Below are 14,033 nucleotides of genomic sequence, written 5' to 3'. Positions count from 1 at the left end.
CCGCACCGCCCCGCACCTCACGCCTCCCCAGCCTCGTCGCTCACTTTCGTTCGCGACTCCCTCGCGCGCACTGACTCACGGCCGCCGAGGGCGGCCGCTCGCAGCCACGCGCCACTGCACCGTTCCTTATAAGTGGTCGTCGCAGTCTGTCATGAGAGTTAATCGCTGTATCATCGCCGAACTGCGACATCCACTCCCGACATCGCCCATCGCTGTACCGGTGCTGAGCGCCACCTGTCGGAATGTGTTAGAGATTGCGGATTTCGCCGAAATCGCGAAGCAAAAAGCGGGGACAGCGAAACAGACAGATCGACCGAGCAGACTCGACGAGCTGTGCGTCACGCCGTTTCGACCGCTCGGGCGGACTCCGCGCACCACGCGTTGCCTCGGCGGCCCGCTCGCCGGAGGTCGAGTTCGACGACCGACCCGGCGTCGAGCGACGACAGCTCGGCTTCCACGCCGGGATCGTCGTACTCGACGACGTACAGCGTCCCGTTGCGCGGGTATTCACGGAGCGTGATCGCTCCGTGGTCGTTGCACGCTCTCACGACCGTGTACTTACCAGTCCGGTTCATCACACTTCGACGTACCTGATCCAGCGACTTAGTTATGAATTCCAGTCGATCAGTTAGTGTGTCCTTACTGGCGGACGCAGCCGGAAATGCCGTGTCGAACGCGACCCTGACCCGGTGGCCGCGAGCCGACCGCGAACGGTCCACTTTAATCGGCGCGCCGTCTCACTCAGGTATGACGGAGACGGAGATTCCCGAAGACCACCCGCGCTACGCGTCGCTTGTGACGCGCCACCGGATCGAAGCGGGCGTCGAGAAGGGGATCACCTCGAAACAGGGACTCATCGCGCAGGGCCGCGGCGAGGCGTTCGACTACCTCCTCGGCGAGCGAACCCTCCCGAGCGCGGACCGCGCCGAGCGCGCGGCCGCCGCATTACTGCTACGCGCCGACCACCCGGTGCTCTCGGTGAACGGCAACGTCGCGGCGCTGGCGCCCGGAGAGACGGTCGAACTCGCGGCGGCGGTCGACGCCGACATCGAGGTGAACCTCTTCAACCACACCGACGAGCGCGTCCGCCGGATCGCCGATCACCTCCGCGAGCACGGCGCCGACGAGGTGAAGGGCCTCGCTGCCGACGGCGAGATCCCCGGGCTCGATCACGCTCGCGGCACGGTCGACGCCGACGGAATCGAGGCGGCCGACGTGGTCGTCGTCCCGCTGGAAGACGGCGACCGCGCCGAGGCGCTCGACGCGATGGGGAAAACGGAGATCGTGATCGACTTAAATCCCGGAAGCCGGTCGCCGCGCACCGCCGACATCCCGATCATCGACAACCTGATCCGGGCGGTGCCGAACGTCACGGCCCACGCGCGGGACCTCGCCGAGGCGTCGCCCGCATCGCGTCGCGACGCGATCGACTCGTTCGACGCCGAGGGGGCGCTCACCGAGGCGGAGGCCGCCATCCGTGAGGGCTCCTTCGCGATGCCAGACGCCTGAGCCCGGACCGAGAGAAACTCGCCGACGCGTCGGCGCACCGACGAACGACGACGTTTCGGCGTCGGAAGTGCAAAGGCCGCTGCCACCGTATCGTGACCATGGAAATTGACGAGACGGATCGCGCGATCCTCCGAATTCTACGGGAGGACGCCCGGACGCCGTTCTCGGAGGTCGCGCGCCGTATCGATATGTCCAGCGCGACCGTCCACGACCGAGTGAACCGCATGGAGGAGGCGGGAGTCATCGAGGGGTACCACGCGGCGATCGATCCGAAGGCGGTCGGCTACGGCGTGAGCGCGTTCGTCGGCCTCCGGGTCAAGCAGGGTCGCAAGGAGGACGCCTTAGAGCGGCTCCGCGAGATAGACGGCGTCCAAGAGATCCACCTGACCACCGGCGAGTGGGACGTGGTCCTCAAGGTCGTGGCCGCGGACACGGACAGCCTCCGCGAGCTGATGTTCGAGCGCGTCGCCGAGATGGACGGGTTCTCCCGATCACAGACGATGATCGTTCTCGGCACGGAGTACGAGTCGGACGGACCGCCGGTCTGAGCGCCGCCCCCACGAGCAGCACACTGACGCGGGACCGGAACCCTCAATTCGGGGACCGCCCCAACGGAGAGCATGAGCACACGGGTCGAAGAGCGGTTCGGGCTGTCGCCGGAGCGGGCGTGGGCCGCAGTCGTCGGCGCCGTCACCGCACTTCTCGTCGTCGGATCGGTCGTTTTCCCGCGGGTCGTGTACGATCGGTTCCTCTGGCGGTACTTCTGGGGGCCGGTCGCGGCCGACGGACAGGGCGCGCAGTGCGCCGTCCGCGACGCGGGCGGAACCGAGCTGCTCGGGAGTTCCGCGGCCTGTTCGGCGGCCACCGACGCCGGAGCGGTCGTCGCATCTCCCGGGTACACCACGGTCTCGACCGTGAGCTACGTCGTCATCCTGCTGGCGATGCTGATCGGCGTCGTCTTCCTCCTCCGCCGGCTGGATATCGGCACCGAACTGCGATTTTTCTACGCGCTGTTCCCGTTCATGCTGCTCGGCGGCGCGCTCCGCACCGTCGAGGACTCGGGAGTCGCCGCGATGCGGGCCGGCGTGGAGCCGCTGATTCCGTTCCCGGCGAGCGCGCTGTTGATCAGCCCGTTCATCTACTTCACCGTCTTCGGCGTGACGCTCGCGTGCGTCCTTACCGCGTACTCGCTCGAAGGCCGGGGCGTGGTCGACGACTACGCCCGTCCCCTGTTCGCGATGGGCGCCGTCGCGCTCGCACTCGCGTTCGGCTACCTCTCGTACCTCTCGGCGGCGACCGACTACGTCGATTTCTACCCGATTATCCTCGTGTTGACGCTGGGGATCGCGACCGCCGCCACCGCGGTGACGTGGAAGCTCGCGACCGCGTACGTCCCCGATATCCGGAAGGGGACGGGTGTCGCGGGGATCGTCATCATCTGGGGGCACGCGATCGACGGCGTCGCCAACGTGATCGGGCTCAACTGGATGCCGGCGCTGACGGGAACCGCGAACCTCGTCCCGAAACACGTCGTCAACGCGCTGATCGTCGACTGGACCGGCCGGCTGCTCCCGGGGTCGATCGTCTCGGTCACCGGCGACGCGTGGCCGTTCCTGCTGGTGAAGCTCGCGGCGGCGACGTTCGTCGTCTGGGTGTTCAACGGCGAGCTGTTCGATGAGTCGCCGCGCTACACGCTGTTGTTACTTATCACGGTACTCGCGGTCGGACTCGGCCCCGGGAGTCGAGACATGCTACGCGCGACGTTCGGAATCTGAGTGAGAGAGACGGGGTTACATCCCCATGTCGGCGGCGGCCTCGGGAACCGGGAGGTCGGCGACGGCGACGCCGAGCAGTTCGGCGGCGTGATCGAGCGCCATGTCGAACCCGTAGTACCGCTCTAACTCGTCGCCGGTCGGCCCCGCTCGGACCTTCAACATCGCGTACCCGTCGAGGTTCTGGGCGACCGTCGCTTCGCTCCCGTCGGCCGAGAACGTGAGGCGTCGCTCGCCGTCGGTCTCCTCGTAGCGCGCGTCGATCCCGCTCTTATCGGACCCCGTCGCATCGCTCATACATCCCGTACGCGCCGATCCGTGTCGTATCTGTCGGTCAAGGGTGTCGGATCTGCTCGCCCGGATGGTAAGCTTAAGGGACGGCACGACCCTACCGACGCCAATGAGTACCGAAGTGTCGCGGCGGCGAGCGTGGGTGATCGCCGCGCGGCCGCAGACGCTCCCCGCGGCGGCGGCACCGGTGATCGTCGGCGTCGGTCTCGCGGTGCAAGCCGGAGCGTTCGCCCCGTTGCCCGCGCTCGCGGCGTTCGTCGGCGCGGCGCTGATTCAGGTCGGCACCAACTTCGCGAACGACTACTACGACGCGATTCAGGGCGCGGACACCGACGACCGCGAGGGGTTCACCCGCGTCGTCGCCAGCGGCCTCATCGAGCCCGCGGAGGTGAAACGGGCGATGTGGCTGACGTTCGCGGCCGCGATCCTCGTCGGGACCTCCCTCGTGTACGTCGGCGGCGTCCCGATCCTCGTGATCGGGCTCGCGTCGGTCGCGGCCGGGATCGCGTACACCGGCGGTCCCTACCCCCTCGGCTACCACGGGCTCGGCGACCTGTTCGTGTTCGTCTTCTTCGGCGTGATCGCCGTCACGGGGACTTACTACGTGCAGGCCGCTGCGCTCGCCGGCGAGGCGTTCCCGCTGTGGATTCTGGAAGGGACCGTCACCCTCGCGGCCGTCGTCGCGAGCCTCCCGGTCGCCGCGCTCTCGACGAACATCCTCGTGGTCAACAACGTCCGCGACTTGGAGGAGGACGCGGAGACGGGCAAACGCACCCTCGCGGTCCGGTTCGGCTACCGATTTTCGCGCGGCCAGTTCCTCGCGCTGCTCGCGCTCGCGTATCTCACTCCACTCTGGTTCCTCACCGAGGGATACGGGCTCGCCGTGCTCCTCCCGCTGGCGACGCTCCCGCTCGCGGCCGGCGTGGCTCGAACCGTGCTGACCGAGACCGCCGGCAAGGCGCTCAATCCGGCGCTCGAATCGACCGGGAAGCTTCTCGCGGCGTACGCGGTCGCGTTCGCCGTCGGACTGGCGGTCTGATCCCATGCGGCTCCGCCCTTTCTCGCTCGGACTGACGACTCCGCTCGAAACCGCACGCGGCCCGATCGAACGACGTGAGGGCTTTCTCGTTTCGGTCGACCCCGGAGCCGACGGTGAGTCGGTCCCCGCACCCGGACTCGGCGAGGCGACGTCGCTCCCCGGCTGGACCGAGTCGCGATCGGCGTGCGAGACCGCGCTCAACGGGGTCACCGCCGAGGCCGACGGGAGTGAACTCGTGACGGACGCGGTCTCCCGACTCGATCCGGCTGAGACGCCCGCAGCGCGCCACGGCCTCGCGCTCGCGCTCGCGGACGCCGCCGCCCGCGACGCCGGACGCTCACTTACCGAGCATCTCGCAGAGAACGAGGGGCTTCCCACGCCGGCCGAGACGGTTTCTGTCAACGCGACGATCGGGGACGGAAATCGCGACGCCACGGTCACCGCAGCTGAAAACGCGATCGAAGAGGGGTTTACCTGCTTAAAAATAAAGGTCGGCGCGCGCGCGCTCGACGCCGACGTTGAGCGTCTCCGAGCGGTCCGGCGAGCTGTCGGCGACGGCGTCGCCCTCCGGGCCGACGCCAACGGCGCGTGGGACCGAGAGACCGCCCGAGAGGCGGCCGAACGGCTCGCGCCGCTCGGTCTCGCGTACCTCGAACAGCCGCTGCCGGCGGACGACCTCGACGGGGCAGCCGCGCTCAGAACGGTCGGGAGCGGTGTCGATCCCGGTGCCGACACCGACGCCGACCCCCCAGTGCCGATCGCCCTCGACGAGTCGCTCGCGAGCAACGGAGTCGACGCGGTCCTCGACGCCGGCGCGGCCGACGCCGTCGTCTTGAAGCCGATGGCGCTCGGGGGACCGGACCGAGCGCTGGCGGCGGCGACGCGTGCGCGGGAGGCCGGGGTCGAGCCGGTCGTCACCACCACGATCGACGCGGTCGTCGCGCGCACCGCCGCGGTTCACGTCGCCGCCGCTATCCCCGAGGTCACCCCCTGCGGGCTCGCCACCGGTTCGCTGCTCGACGCGGACCTCGCTCCGGATCCCTGCCCGGTGTCGGACGGCGCAGTTGCGGTGCCGACCGGTCCCGGCCTTGCGGGCGACGCCTTCGACGACCTCCCGTAGCTCGGCGACGCGGCGGGGGCCGCCGACGGCGCGTCGACTTGACGACCCCGCGCCTGACTCACTCCACGACCGCGATCGTCCCCTCCATTCCGTGCGTCTGGTGCGGGGTACAGACGTACTCGAAGACGCCCGACTCATCGAAGGCGTGCTCGAACGTGTGGCCCTCCTCGGCGGTGAGCCCGGACTCGAAGGCCCCACCTCTGTCGATCACGTTGTGGGCGCCGCCCGCGCCCGTCCACTCCCAGACTACCGTCGTTCCGGCGTCGACGATGAGGTTCGCGGGTGCGAAGGCGAACCCGGCGTCGGCACCGACGGCGACCGTCACCGTCTCCTCCCCGGTCTGGTCGGTCGGTTCCGGATCCTCCGCCTCGTCGCCGCCCGGGACGACGGCGTCGACACACCCCGCGAGCGCCACGGCCGCGAGGGTTCCCGTCCCGGCGAGCACTCCTCGACGCGTTCGGTCGGTCATATCGGATCGAGGCGACGGGCGGTATAAAGCCCCTCGCGGACTCCGTCGAACTGAGAAGCGACGCGCGGCCGGGAGGATGCTCGTGAGAACGGGCAGAGGGTGGACGGACGACTGCGCAGACGGACACGACGAGGGAAGGTGCTTTTACCGCCACCGCCGAACAGGAAGCTATGAGCGAATGGACCGACGCGATCGTCGGCGAGCGTATGACCGTCGACAACCAGTTCACCGACCGAGTGTCGGCCTCGCGGTTCTCCAGTCAGGAGTGGGGGCTGATCATGACGGCGACCGAGTTCGAGATCGAGAACGCCGACGACCCGGCGGACGCCCGGATCGTCGCCGACACCTCCAGCCTCCCGGCGATCATGCCGGAGCTGGAGAACGTCCGATCGCAGGTCGCGGCGATGGGCGGCGGCCCCGGCGACACCGGCGGGAGCGGCGGGTCCGGCGGCGGGCTCGTCGGCTCGATCAAGAGCGCGCTCGGACTCGGCGGCGGCGGGAGCGACGGGCCCTCGGACGAGGAGATCGACGACGCCGAGCGACTCGTTCAGGAGTACGCCGACGAGCTACAGGCGCGCCTCGAAGAGGTCGGCAAGTGGGAGCAGGTGCGGGTCGCGTATCAGGAGTAGGGGCGACGAGACGAGGACGCGGTCGCGACTTCGTCACTCGGAGCGACTCTCAGACGCGCTATCGGCCGATTCGGCGTCGCCGGAGAGGTGTTGGCGAGCGAGTTCCTCGATGTCGGCCGCCGTGTCGACGTCTTCCGGTAACAGGAGGCGTCCGTTGAGCTGGACGATCGAGTCGTCCTCATTGAGGAGGCTGAAGAGCTCTGAGGAGTCGACTGTTGGGCCGTCGATCCCCAGCCTTCCCGACAGTTCGTCCATAGAATGCGACCTAGTATGAAGCTGTTTCTGAACGCCCCCAATCGGCACTGAAAGCGAGATGACGGATCCACGCTCGATACGGTGTGAGGAGGAAGACTCTGACCAAGCGCGGGACACCTGCATCGTCGGATAGCTGTTGGAGGCAATTTCGATACCTGGATCGCCGACAATCCGCGTTTGAGTCGCGGTCTCGACACCCGATAGGCCGACGCTCGGTGCAGTTGCGACCCCAGACGACAGCAGACCGATCAGCGACCGAAACAAAGCGGGATTGAGAGGATCTTCAAAGAGGATTGACGACAGTCCACCGTTCTCGACGATCGAATGTCCGAGCGTGGGGTCCGCAGATCGCTCAAACACGACAAGTGCTGGAGTGCCACTGAGACCGACAAGGGGAACTGTTCCGTCTGCAGCGGCGATCCGGCCGTTCTCGATCGGCAGGCCACAGTACACAATGTCGACATCTGCATCCGAGAGAACCGTCGTAACGGTACTCGTATCGGGACCATCTCTCACTTCCCACGGACCGACTCCAGCCGGCACCTCCGGTTCGGAGAGCGCACACCGGAGATCCTCCGCACGCTGCGCTGAATCGGTCAGTACGACGACTCGGATTTCGCCGGTCGCCGTCGTCGTTCTTGTGAGTTGGTTGTCGTAACTGCCCGGTGTCAGAGCTGCCGTTCCAGCCGGAAACGGAGTATCATCCGGTGATGGAATCGTATCAGCGTCTGAATCGCCTTCCTCGTGGTTCATCCACGGGGACGTCGCAAGCGCGATCGGGACGTCCGCCGTCGGATCCGCCGATCCGCGAACGCGGACCGGTGCGAGGACGTGCGCGAGGTGTGGGAGGAGTTCGGCGGCTTCAGGGACCGGTCGAAGTACCGCCTCGGTCGGCCATTCTGGTGTGTACGGTGCAACCGTCTCCGCGTCAACCTCCAGGTATTCCATCAGCCGTTCGCTCATCGACCTGTCGGCCAAGTTCGGTGGATAAAACGGGAGCTCCGATCCCACTTGCTCGTACTCGTGGCGATTAGACTTGTGATATCCCTCCATCCGCGCCAGCGTATCGAGGAAGAACCACGTCCGGAGCAACTCCTCCACGCGGCCCTCTAGTTGAAACCCGTCAGTTGGTAGCGACTCAACGTAGCCAGTATCGAGCCGGATCGCCGGCTCGTCGCCGACGACGATCTCAGCGCCGATGTAGTACACAAGCGTTGAGAGTCGGAACACGTCCTCGTACGCGGGGCGCACAACGACTTCAACGCCGGTATCGGGTGAAACGAGTGGGCTCGGAATGATCAGTTCGCTACCGCGCTGGATCCGAGGCGGGTACCCGCGAAGTGTCGGCCACGAGCGCTCGGGAGTGAACTCCTTGATCGACGAGCCGAGCACGGACACCGCTTCAGCGAGTGCGCTCGGGTCGTCCGGCACGGTGATCGTAGCCTCTGGCTGAGTGTGCAGCGATCGAGCGCCGACTGTGATGGTGGTCGGGCGGTCGAGGGTCAGCTTGACGACCTCTGTGTCTCTCATCCCCGTTGCGGAGATTGCGACATCGGGTAGCCGAACGAAGGCCTTTGTCACGCCGCTGAGGCCGAGGAAGTACGTTCTTCGCGGGAAGTCCATCGATTCATCAAGCCGTGCAACGAGTTTGCCGTCAGCATCACGGAGCATGACAGCCGTGTATGCAGGAATCGAGACCGACTCTGCCTCGAAGCTGACGGCGCGATCGACGGGAACGTGAAACAGCTCGGGGAGCGCCGGCCGCGGCTGCGGTTCCCGATCGAAGTGAAGCGAGAACTCCTCGCCCTCAAGAGCGTCGCGGATACACAGCGTCTGTCCGTCCACCTCGAACCCGATTCGCCCATCGATCGCGTCATCACTCACGACTATCTGATACTCCGACAACAGGTATGAGGGTGTCGGTCGTTCTCGATATCCGACGATTCCGAGATGCTCAAGTCGGATTTCACCGCCGTGTGTTACCATGCGTGACAGCACGCTTAACATCCGCTGTGCGTGACACAGAGGCATGGACGAGCGGGTCGCGACCGCCCTCGGTGAGGCGTTCCCGGAACGGGCCGTCGACCGGACGTTCGGGGTCGGCCCGTCGTGGAACGGCGCCAACGAGACGGTCGGCGTCGCCTTCGCCGACGGGGAGCGCGCGTTCTGCAAGGTCGCCGTCGCGGGCGACGGCAGCCGGATCGCACGGGAGCTGGCCGTGCTCCGGTACCTCGACGCGGAGCGGTCGATCGCGGGCCCAGGGGTGCTCGCCGGCGATCCGGACGCGGACCTCCCGTATCTCGTCACCGCGCCGGCGCCGGGTCGCGAGCTGCTCGGCGTCTGGGAGGACGCGGGAGATGACGAGAACGCAGGTGAGGTCGAGCGAGAGGCGCTCCTCCGGCGCGTCGGGGCGACGCTCGCGACCCTCCACGCGAAGCGGTTCGAGACTCACGGGGAGATCGTCGGAACAGATCGGGGTGGCGGACTCGCCCTCGATCCGGCCCCGTGGCCCGACGTGCTCCGCGCGACGATCGAGCGCACCCGCGAGATCGGCACCTCGGAACGACTGGCGGACCACTACGACGCCGCCTTCGACTGCGTCGAGGCGACGCGAGGTCGGCTGGAGGGCGCCCCCGCCGCGCTGCTCCACGGCGACGTGGCGAAGCCGAACCTGTTCGTGAGCGACGGCGACGGATCGGATCCGGCCGTCGGCCCCGACGGAATCGTCCCGATCGACTGGGAGCTCGCGCACGTCGGCGATCCGGCCCGCGACCTCGTCCGCGCGGAGGACCAACTCCTCAACGGGTTCGACAGCGAGGGACCGGCGCGCTACGCGGACGCTCTTTATAAGGGGTACCGCGACCGCGCCGGCGGGCTCCCGCCGGGTTTCGCCGAACGGCGACCGATATACGAGGTCGTCCGGATGCTCGGCCGGTCGGGTTTTATCGACCAGTGGGTGACGTACCTCGACGAGCCGCTGGAGTCGCTCGTCGACCGGGCGGACGCGGAGCTACGGGCGCGGCTGGACGCGGTCTGAGGGGTTTAAAAGGTCGATTCCGGTTCCACGCCGCGTCGTCGGGGGTCGCTCCGACGCTCGCCCCGCTCCAGCGCGTCGACCGCGCCGACCGCGTCGAGGGCGGCGGTCACCGTGGCGGGACACTCCGCGGGGTCATCGAGCCCGGACGTGCCGAGGCCGAGCGGGAGTTCGAGAGGTGGCATACGGCTCGGTTCCGCTCGTGACGGGAAACGGGCGTGTACACCGAAATCGACTGCGGCGAAAGCAGAGCGGCGAGGGTTCGACTCGCTGCATGCGTTTTCAACGGGTTGGAAACCTCTCGCCGTTATATGATCCGTTGGGATCCTATCTTCCAGCATGACCAACGGGATCCACGTCGAACTCGCCGTCTCGGCCTGTGAGGGCTGTCCCGTGTCCACGCTCTCGTCGAGCACCGCCGTCGAGGAGTTCCGCGTCGACGCGGACGACGGCCGAGTCGAGTTCGTCGCTCCCGATCTGCCCGACGATCCGCCGAACGCCCTCGACCTCGTGAAGTTCGCCGGAGAGGCGCACGGTCGCTACGAGATCGGCTGCGAGCGCCCTGCGACCGACGGCGGGGTTTCGGTGAACGACGTGGAACCCAACGAGCAAACCAAGCCGTCATCACCGTCGCCGACCGATCCGTCCCCCCACGCGACCGCCGATGGTATCTGCGACGAGTGCTCGTGCGGCGGGCTCCCCGCGGCCTTCGCGAACTTTCCGGTCTCCCCGCGTCAGACCGAGATGGAGGACGGCGAGCTGCTCGTCTCGTTCGTGCTGACAGGTCACGAGGAGTTGCGGGCCGTCGTCGACGAGTGCGAGGCCGCTGGGCTCGAGGTGGAGCTTCGCCAGCTGTGCATCGATCGCGGGGACCGGAGCGCGGCGGACGACTCCTGTCGCGACGTCGTCCCCGTCGACCTCGCCGGCGTGACGGACCGACAGGCGGAGGTCGCGGCCGTCGCGGCCGAGAAGGGGTACTTTAACGCCGACGGTGCCTCCGCCGGGGAGATCGCCGCGGACCTCGACCTCGCGAAGTCCACTGTCTCGGAACACCTCCGGACCGTGACGGACACGCTCTTCTCGCAGGCGTTCGGTGACAGTACTTAAGCCCCAGAACAGTTCGCTGGCAGGTATCCAGTTGGTTCGCTGTCGATGCCGGCGGACGAACCACCACACAGCGTCCCCGTTTCGTTCGGATACGACGCCGACCAGACCGCGTTCTTCTTTCGGATCGCGGATCTCCCGCCCAAACGGAAAGGCGAATTAGACGGGCGAGCGGTGACGTTCGTCACCTACGGCGAAGATGAAGCGATCGGCGGCTACGCCAGCGTCGTCGCCCAAGGATCGCTGGAATCGACGACGGAGACCGAAACCGCCACCGAAGCGCTCGCGGGGCTCGAAGGCGTCACGATTCCGCTCGTCGATATCTTCGGCGATTCGCCCAAAAACGTCGACTTCTCCTTTTACCGCCTCGTCCCGGAGACGCTCACCGGACGCAAGGAGACGACAACGGAGCTGTGACGGGGTGGGGTGACACCCAGCCATTGGGGAATCGTCTCGACCACTGGACTACACTGATCCGCGGAACTCCGCCCGCAACGACGCCCTCACCGCTCTGAGGGCCCCGACGCCTCCGGGGCATCCCCCGCTGACGACGACCCGGACCGCCGGAGCATCCCCGGGGCGCCGTGTCGAGCCACAGTTCCGACCATGTTGCCGGCGAACAGGAGCGCACCCACAACGACGAGTGCGCCGCCAACTGTGTGAACGAAGCCGCCCGCGAGGAGTCCCGCCGGTCCGAGCGACGCGACCGCGGGCGAGACCGCGGCGGCGAGTATCAGTCCGGCACCAGTGAGTGTCGCGACGAGATCGACCGTCGCGATCCGGGCGTCGTAGAGGTCGTCGATCGCGGGCACGCGCTCCAGTCCGACCCGGTCGGCGTACCGATCGAGCCAGACGATGAAGGGGACGACGTGATAGAGGCTCCCGACCACGACGAAACCGACGAGTGCGCCGAGCAGGACGGGGCCGACTGCGGGGTGGCCGAACCGGACGCCTGCGCCGAGCGGGTCCCGTATCCACGTACTCAGTGCGGTCGCGCCCCACGCGAGGGCCGCGACGGAGACGACCGCGTACCGCGAGAGCATCGGAGTCGCCGCCCCGGTCGCGTCCCGGATCCGGCGGAGGAGGACCGCGCCCGCGACCGCCGCGCCGCCGGCGACGAGCACCCCGCCGAAGGTCGCGACGGCCGCCTGCTCGACCAGTCGCCCGGCCGCGAGCGCGACGACGCCGACCGGGTACGCCGCGGTCTCGATCCGCGCCGCGCGCGTTTCGACCGGGAGCGCGTCGGTCTGCGTGAACATCGGGCCGAGCTGGTACAGCGCCCCGATAACGGTCGTCACTACGGCGCCGAGGACCGCCAGCGTGACGTGAGCGTCGACGACCGCGGGCCGCGAGAGCCCGGTTCCGGCGAGTACGCCCCACCGGTAGTCCGCGGCGAGGGTCCCCCCGAGGGTGGCCGCGAGCGCGAGGAAGCCGACCGCCAGCGCGAAGTGCGCCTCGGTGGTGTCGAAGGGACGGGCGCGCCACAGCGTCCGGGCGATGTTGTACGCGAAGACCGCGATTCCCGCGACCATGACGCCCGCCATGAGGACGGCGTCGGCCAGCCGTCCGAGCCAGAGTCCGGCAGCGAACCCGCTCACGCCGACCGCGACGGCGACCAGTTGGAGCGTCGCCAGCCGCTCGGAGTGGATCTCGACGCCCGACCAGACGGGGACGAACTGCGTCATCGCGCCGAGGATCGTGAGACACACCCAGCCGACGAGGAGCAGGTGCGCGACCGCGATACCGTCGAGACCGGGCCCCGCTCCCGCCAGTCCCGCGACGCGGAGGAGCGCGAGGGCTCCGCCCGCGACGAGAAACCCCAGCGCGACGAGGAAGTGGCGAAGCGGGATCGTGGTCGGCGGGCGGGTCGAGGTCGTGAGATCACCGGGAACGCCTCGCATGTGAGGTGGTACGTTCCGGTCGGCCCTGTGGTTGTGTCCGAACGTGTTCGGGGGTTGTCGTCGCCGCCGTCGGAGACGACCGCCACCCATTACCCCCGAACACGTTCGGAACAAACTACCCGGGTCCGGAGAACCGATCGGTGCGTATGGAACCCGAGACGACCCTCGAACGGACGGACGCGCCGACGGATCGCCCGGTCGAGACGCTCGACGTTCGCGATCTCGGCCCGCCGGAGCCGCTCCGACAGACGCTCGAACTACTCGCCGACCTCCCGAAGGAGACCGTGTTCGTCCAGCACAACGACCGGGCGCCGCAGTTCCTCTACCCGAAGCTCGACGACCGCGGCTACGCCCACGAGACGATCGAGACCGACGACGCGGTCGTCACGGCGATCTGGGCCGAGGAGGGCGAGCGATGAGCTTCCTCGGCGGCTCAGAGCCCCAGTTCGATCCGGCCGACGCGTTTGTCCCCGAGCACATCCCCAAGCCCGGCGCCTTCCTCGCTGGTCACGACGTGCTTGAGGGGCGTGATCACGTCGTACTCCACCGGACCGCGGCGGACGCCTTCGAGGAGCACGGCGTGTACGACGCCACGTTCGGCTACAACCTCGCGCGGCTCAACCGCGATCCGCGGCACACGGACGCGGGGTTCCGGTACGCTGAGGAGGCCGAAGACCCGACCACACTCCGGGCCGAGTTCACGCCGACCACCGCCTTCTGTCCGCAGGCCGAGCCGCTCGCGGTCGGGGCGTTCCGCGCGTTTGACACGGTCGACGCTCACGGCTACGATCAGGTTCGCGTCCGGGTCGACACCTCGCTCGACGGGAGCGACGCCGTCAACGAACGACTCGCAAAGCTGGAGTCCGGGGCGGTCGACCCGGAGTCGGCAGCGTCGTCCCCGTTCTGACCG

At 68.0% G+C, this 14,033-nt stretch carries 16 protein-coding genes and 1 pseudogene; 11 read left to right on the top strand and 6 right to left on the bottom strand.

Features of this window, described 5'->3' with window-relative positions; genetic code table 11:
• Positions 1-338: 338 nt before the first annotated feature.
• Positions 339-575 (bottom strand): DUF7999 family protein, encoded by a 237-nt coding sequence (locus tag ACNS88_RS06705; protein WP_435095023.1) that lies wholly within the window; start codon positions 573-575, stop codon positions 339-341.
• A gap of 172 nt (positions 576-747) precedes the next feature.
• Here ACNS88_RS06705 and ACNS88_RS06700 point away from each other — a divergent pair, with 172 nt between their 5' ends.
• The 3 genes from ACNS88_RS06700 to ACNS88_RS06690 all read left to right on the top strand — a co-directional run bounded on the left by ACNS88_RS06700 (position 748) and on the right by ACNS88_RS06690 (position 3,284).
• Complete coding sequence (locus tag ACNS88_RS06700; protein WP_435095022.1) at positions 748-1,509, top strand: 4-phosphopantoate--beta-alanine ligase; 762 nt, start codon at positions 748-750, stop codon at positions 1,507-1,509.
• A 98-nt stretch (positions 1,510-1,607) separates the two neighbouring features.
• Positions 1,608-2,057 carry an Lrp/AsnC family transcriptional regulator gene (locus ACNS88_RS06695; protein WP_435095021.1) on the top strand — a complete coding sequence of 150 codons (450 nt, stop codon included), beginning with the start codon at positions 1,608-1,610 and terminating at the stop codon, positions 2,055-2,057.
• Positions 2,058-2,129: 72 nt separating this feature from the next.
• Positions 2,130-3,284, top strand: coding sequence for a DUF63 family protein (locus tag ACNS88_RS06690; protein WP_435095020.1), 1,155 nt, complete (start codon positions 2,130-2,132; stop codon positions 3,282-3,284).
• A 15-nt stretch (positions 3,285-3,299) separates the two neighbouring features.
• Here the strand turns inward: ACNS88_RS06690 and ACNS88_RS06685 are convergent, their stop codons facing one another.
• Complete coding sequence (locus ACNS88_RS06685; protein WP_435095019.1) at positions 3,300-3,578, bottom strand: DUF7111 family protein; 279 nt, start codon at positions 3,576-3,578, stop codon at positions 3,300-3,302.
• 103 nt (positions 3,579-3,681) lie between these two features.
• Between ACNS88_RS06685 and ACNS88_RS06680 the strand changes: the two genes are divergently transcribed.
• Entirely contained in the window at positions 3,682-4,611 is a 930-nt protein-coding gene (locus ACNS88_RS06680) for a 1,4-dihydroxy-2-naphthoate polyprenyltransferase (RefSeq protein ID WP_435095018.1), read from the top strand.
• A 4-nt stretch (positions 4,612-4,615) separates the two neighbouring features.
• The gene (locus ACNS88_RS06675) at positions 4,616-5,731 is read left to right on the top strand and encodes a mandelate racemase/muconate lactonizing enzyme family protein (protein ID WP_435095017.1); all 1,116 of its coding nucleotides are present in this window, start codon (positions 4,616-4,618) and stop codon (positions 5,729-5,731) included.
• A gap of 58 nt (positions 5,732-5,789) precedes the next feature.
• Here ACNS88_RS06675 and ACNS88_RS06670 read toward each other — a convergent pair whose 3' ends face one another.
• Positions 5,790-6,200, bottom strand: coding sequence for a halocyanin domain-containing protein (locus tag ACNS88_RS06670; RefSeq protein ID WP_435095016.1), 411 nt, complete (start codon positions 6,198-6,200; stop codon positions 5,790-5,792).
• 170 nt (positions 6,201-6,370) lie between these two features.
• Here ACNS88_RS06670 and ACNS88_RS06665 point away from each other — a divergent pair, with 170 nt between their 5' ends.
• Positions 6,371-6,829: a DUF5799 family protein gene (locus ACNS88_RS06665; RefSeq protein ID WP_435095015.1), complete on the top strand. Its 459-nt coding sequence runs from the start codon at positions 6,371-6,373 to the stop codon at positions 6,827-6,829.
• A 33-nt stretch (positions 6,830-6,862) separates the two neighbouring features.
• Here the strand turns inward: ACNS88_RS06665 and ACNS88_RS06660 are convergent, their stop codons facing one another.
• Positions 6,863-8,968 carry a hypothetical protein gene (locus ACNS88_RS06660; protein WP_435095014.1) on the bottom strand — a complete coding sequence of 702 codons (2,106 nt, stop codon included), beginning with the start codon at positions 8,966-8,968 and terminating at the stop codon, positions 6,863-6,865.
• A gap of 145 nt (positions 8,969-9,113) precedes the next feature.
• On the opposite strand from ACNS88_RS06660, the gene ACNS88_RS06655 reads away from it, so the two are divergent.
• Positions 9,114-10,121 carry a phosphotransferase family protein gene (locus tag ACNS88_RS06655; RefSeq protein WP_435095013.1) on the top strand — a complete coding sequence of 336 codons (1,008 nt, stop codon included), beginning with the start codon at positions 9,114-9,116 and terminating at the stop codon, positions 10,119-10,121.
• Positions 10,122-10,126: 5 nt separating this feature from the next.
• Here ACNS88_RS06655 and ACNS88_RS06650 read toward each other — a convergent pair whose 3' ends face one another.
• Positions 10,127-10,303: a hypothetical protein gene (locus ACNS88_RS06650; protein WP_435095012.1), complete on the bottom strand. Its 177-nt coding sequence runs from the start codon at positions 10,301-10,303 to the stop codon at positions 10,127-10,129.
• 154 nt (positions 10,304-10,457) lie between these two features.
• Between ACNS88_RS06650 and ACNS88_RS06645 the strand changes: the two genes are divergently transcribed.
• Together ACNS88_RS06645 and ACNS88_RS06640 are read left to right on the top strand one after the other, a co-directional pair.
• A complete protein-coding gene (locus ACNS88_RS06645) occupies positions 10,458-11,225 on the top strand; it encodes a helix-turn-helix domain-containing protein (protein ID WP_435095011.1) in 768 nt (255 codons plus the stop codon).
• 33 nt (positions 11,226-11,258) lie between these two features.
• Positions 11,259-11,639 (top strand): annotated as a pseudogene (locus tag ACNS88_RS06640) (pyridoxamine 5'-phosphate oxidase family protein); the annotation flags it as partial.
• Between the two features lie 86 nt (positions 11,640-11,725).
• Here the strand turns inward: ACNS88_RS06640 and ACNS88_RS06635 are convergent.
• Positions 11,726-13,123 carry a hypothetical protein gene (locus ACNS88_RS06635; protein WP_435095010.1) on the bottom strand — a complete coding sequence of 466 codons (1,398 nt, stop codon included), beginning with the start codon at positions 13,121-13,123 and terminating at the stop codon, positions 11,726-11,728.
• Positions 13,124-13,269: 146 nt separating this feature from the next.
• Between ACNS88_RS06635 and ACNS88_RS06630 the strand changes: the two genes are divergently transcribed.
• Both ACNS88_RS06630 and ACNS88_RS06625 read left to right on the top strand, forming a co-directional pair.
• The gene (locus ACNS88_RS06630; protein WP_435095009.1) at positions 13,270-13,542 is read left to right on the top strand and encodes a DUF2249 domain-containing protein; all 273 of its coding nucleotides are present in this window, start codon (positions 13,270-13,272) and stop codon (positions 13,540-13,542) included.
• Positions 13,539-14,030, top strand: coding sequence for a DUF7998 family protein (locus ACNS88_RS06625; protein ID WP_435095008.1), 492 nt, complete (start codon positions 13,539-13,541; stop codon positions 14,028-14,030). The genes ACNS88_RS06630 and ACNS88_RS06625 overlap by 4 nt, the downstream gene beginning before the upstream one ends.
• Positions 14,031-14,033 lie beyond the last annotated feature (3 nt).

Source organism: Halorubrum shenae (assembly GCF_051194165.1).
Lineage (GTDB): Archaea > Halobacteriota > Halobacteria > Halobacteriales > Haloferacaceae > Halorubrum.
The sequence above is the reverse complement of the archived record's forward strand: the minus strand, read 5'-3'. Positions and strand labels throughout refer to the sequence as shown.

Bases quoted from the DNA above. Each gene is read 5' to 3' on its own strand.
- ACNS88_RS06705 (WP_435095023.1), bottom strand. From the start codon at position 575: ATGAACCGGACTGGTAAGTACACGGTCGTGAGAGCGTGCAACGACCAC.
- ACNS88_RS06700 (WP_435095022.1), top strand. From the start codon at position 748: ATGACGGAGACGGAGATTCCCGAAGACCACCCGCGCTACGCGTCGCTT.
- ACNS88_RS06695 (WP_435095021.1), top strand. From the start codon at position 1,608: ATGGAAATTGACGAGACGGATCGCGCGATCCTCCGAATTCTACGGGAG.
- ACNS88_RS06690 (WP_435095020.1), top strand. From the start codon at position 2,130: ATGAGCACACGGGTCGAAGAGCGGTTCGGGCTGTCGCCGGAGCGGGCG.
- ACNS88_RS06685 (WP_435095019.1), bottom strand. From the start codon at position 3,578: ATGAGCGATGCGACGGGGTCCGATAAGAGCGGGATCGACGCGCGCTAC.
- ACNS88_RS06680 (WP_435095018.1), top strand. From the start codon at position 3,682: ATGAGTACCGAAGTGTCGCGGCGGCGAGCGTGGGTGATCGCCGCGCGG.
- ACNS88_RS06675 (WP_435095017.1), top strand. From the start codon at position 4,616: ATGCGGCTCCGCCCTTTCTCGCTCGGACTGACGACTCCGCTCGAAACC.
- ACNS88_RS06670 (WP_435095016.1), bottom strand. From the start codon at position 6,200: ATGACCGACCGAACGCGTCGAGGAGTGCTCGCCGGGACGGGAACCCTC.
- ACNS88_RS06665 (WP_435095015.1), top strand. From the start codon at position 6,371: ATGAGCGAATGGACCGACGCGATCGTCGGCGAGCGTATGACCGTCGAC.
- ACNS88_RS06655 (WP_435095013.1), top strand. From the start codon at position 9,114: ATGGACGAGCGGGTCGCGACCGCCCTCGGTGAGGCGTTCCCGGAACGG.
- ACNS88_RS06650 (WP_435095012.1), bottom strand. From the start codon at position 10,303: ATGCCACCTCTCGAACTCCCGCTCGGCCTCGGCACGTCCGGGCTCGAT.
- ACNS88_RS06645 (WP_435095011.1), top strand. From the start codon at position 10,458: ATGACCAACGGGATCCACGTCGAACTCGCCGTCTCGGCCTGTGAGGGC.
- ACNS88_RS06635 (WP_435095010.1), bottom strand. From the start codon at position 13,123: ATGCGAGGCGTTCCCGGTGATCTCACGACCTCGACCCGCCCGCCGACC.
- ACNS88_RS06630 (WP_435095009.1), top strand. From the start codon at position 13,270: ATGGAACCCGAGACGACCCTCGAACGGACGGACGCGCCGACGGATCGC.
- ACNS88_RS06625 (WP_435095008.1), top strand. From the start codon at position 13,539: ATGAGCTTCCTCGGCGGCTCAGAGCCCCAGTTCGATCCGGCCGACGCG.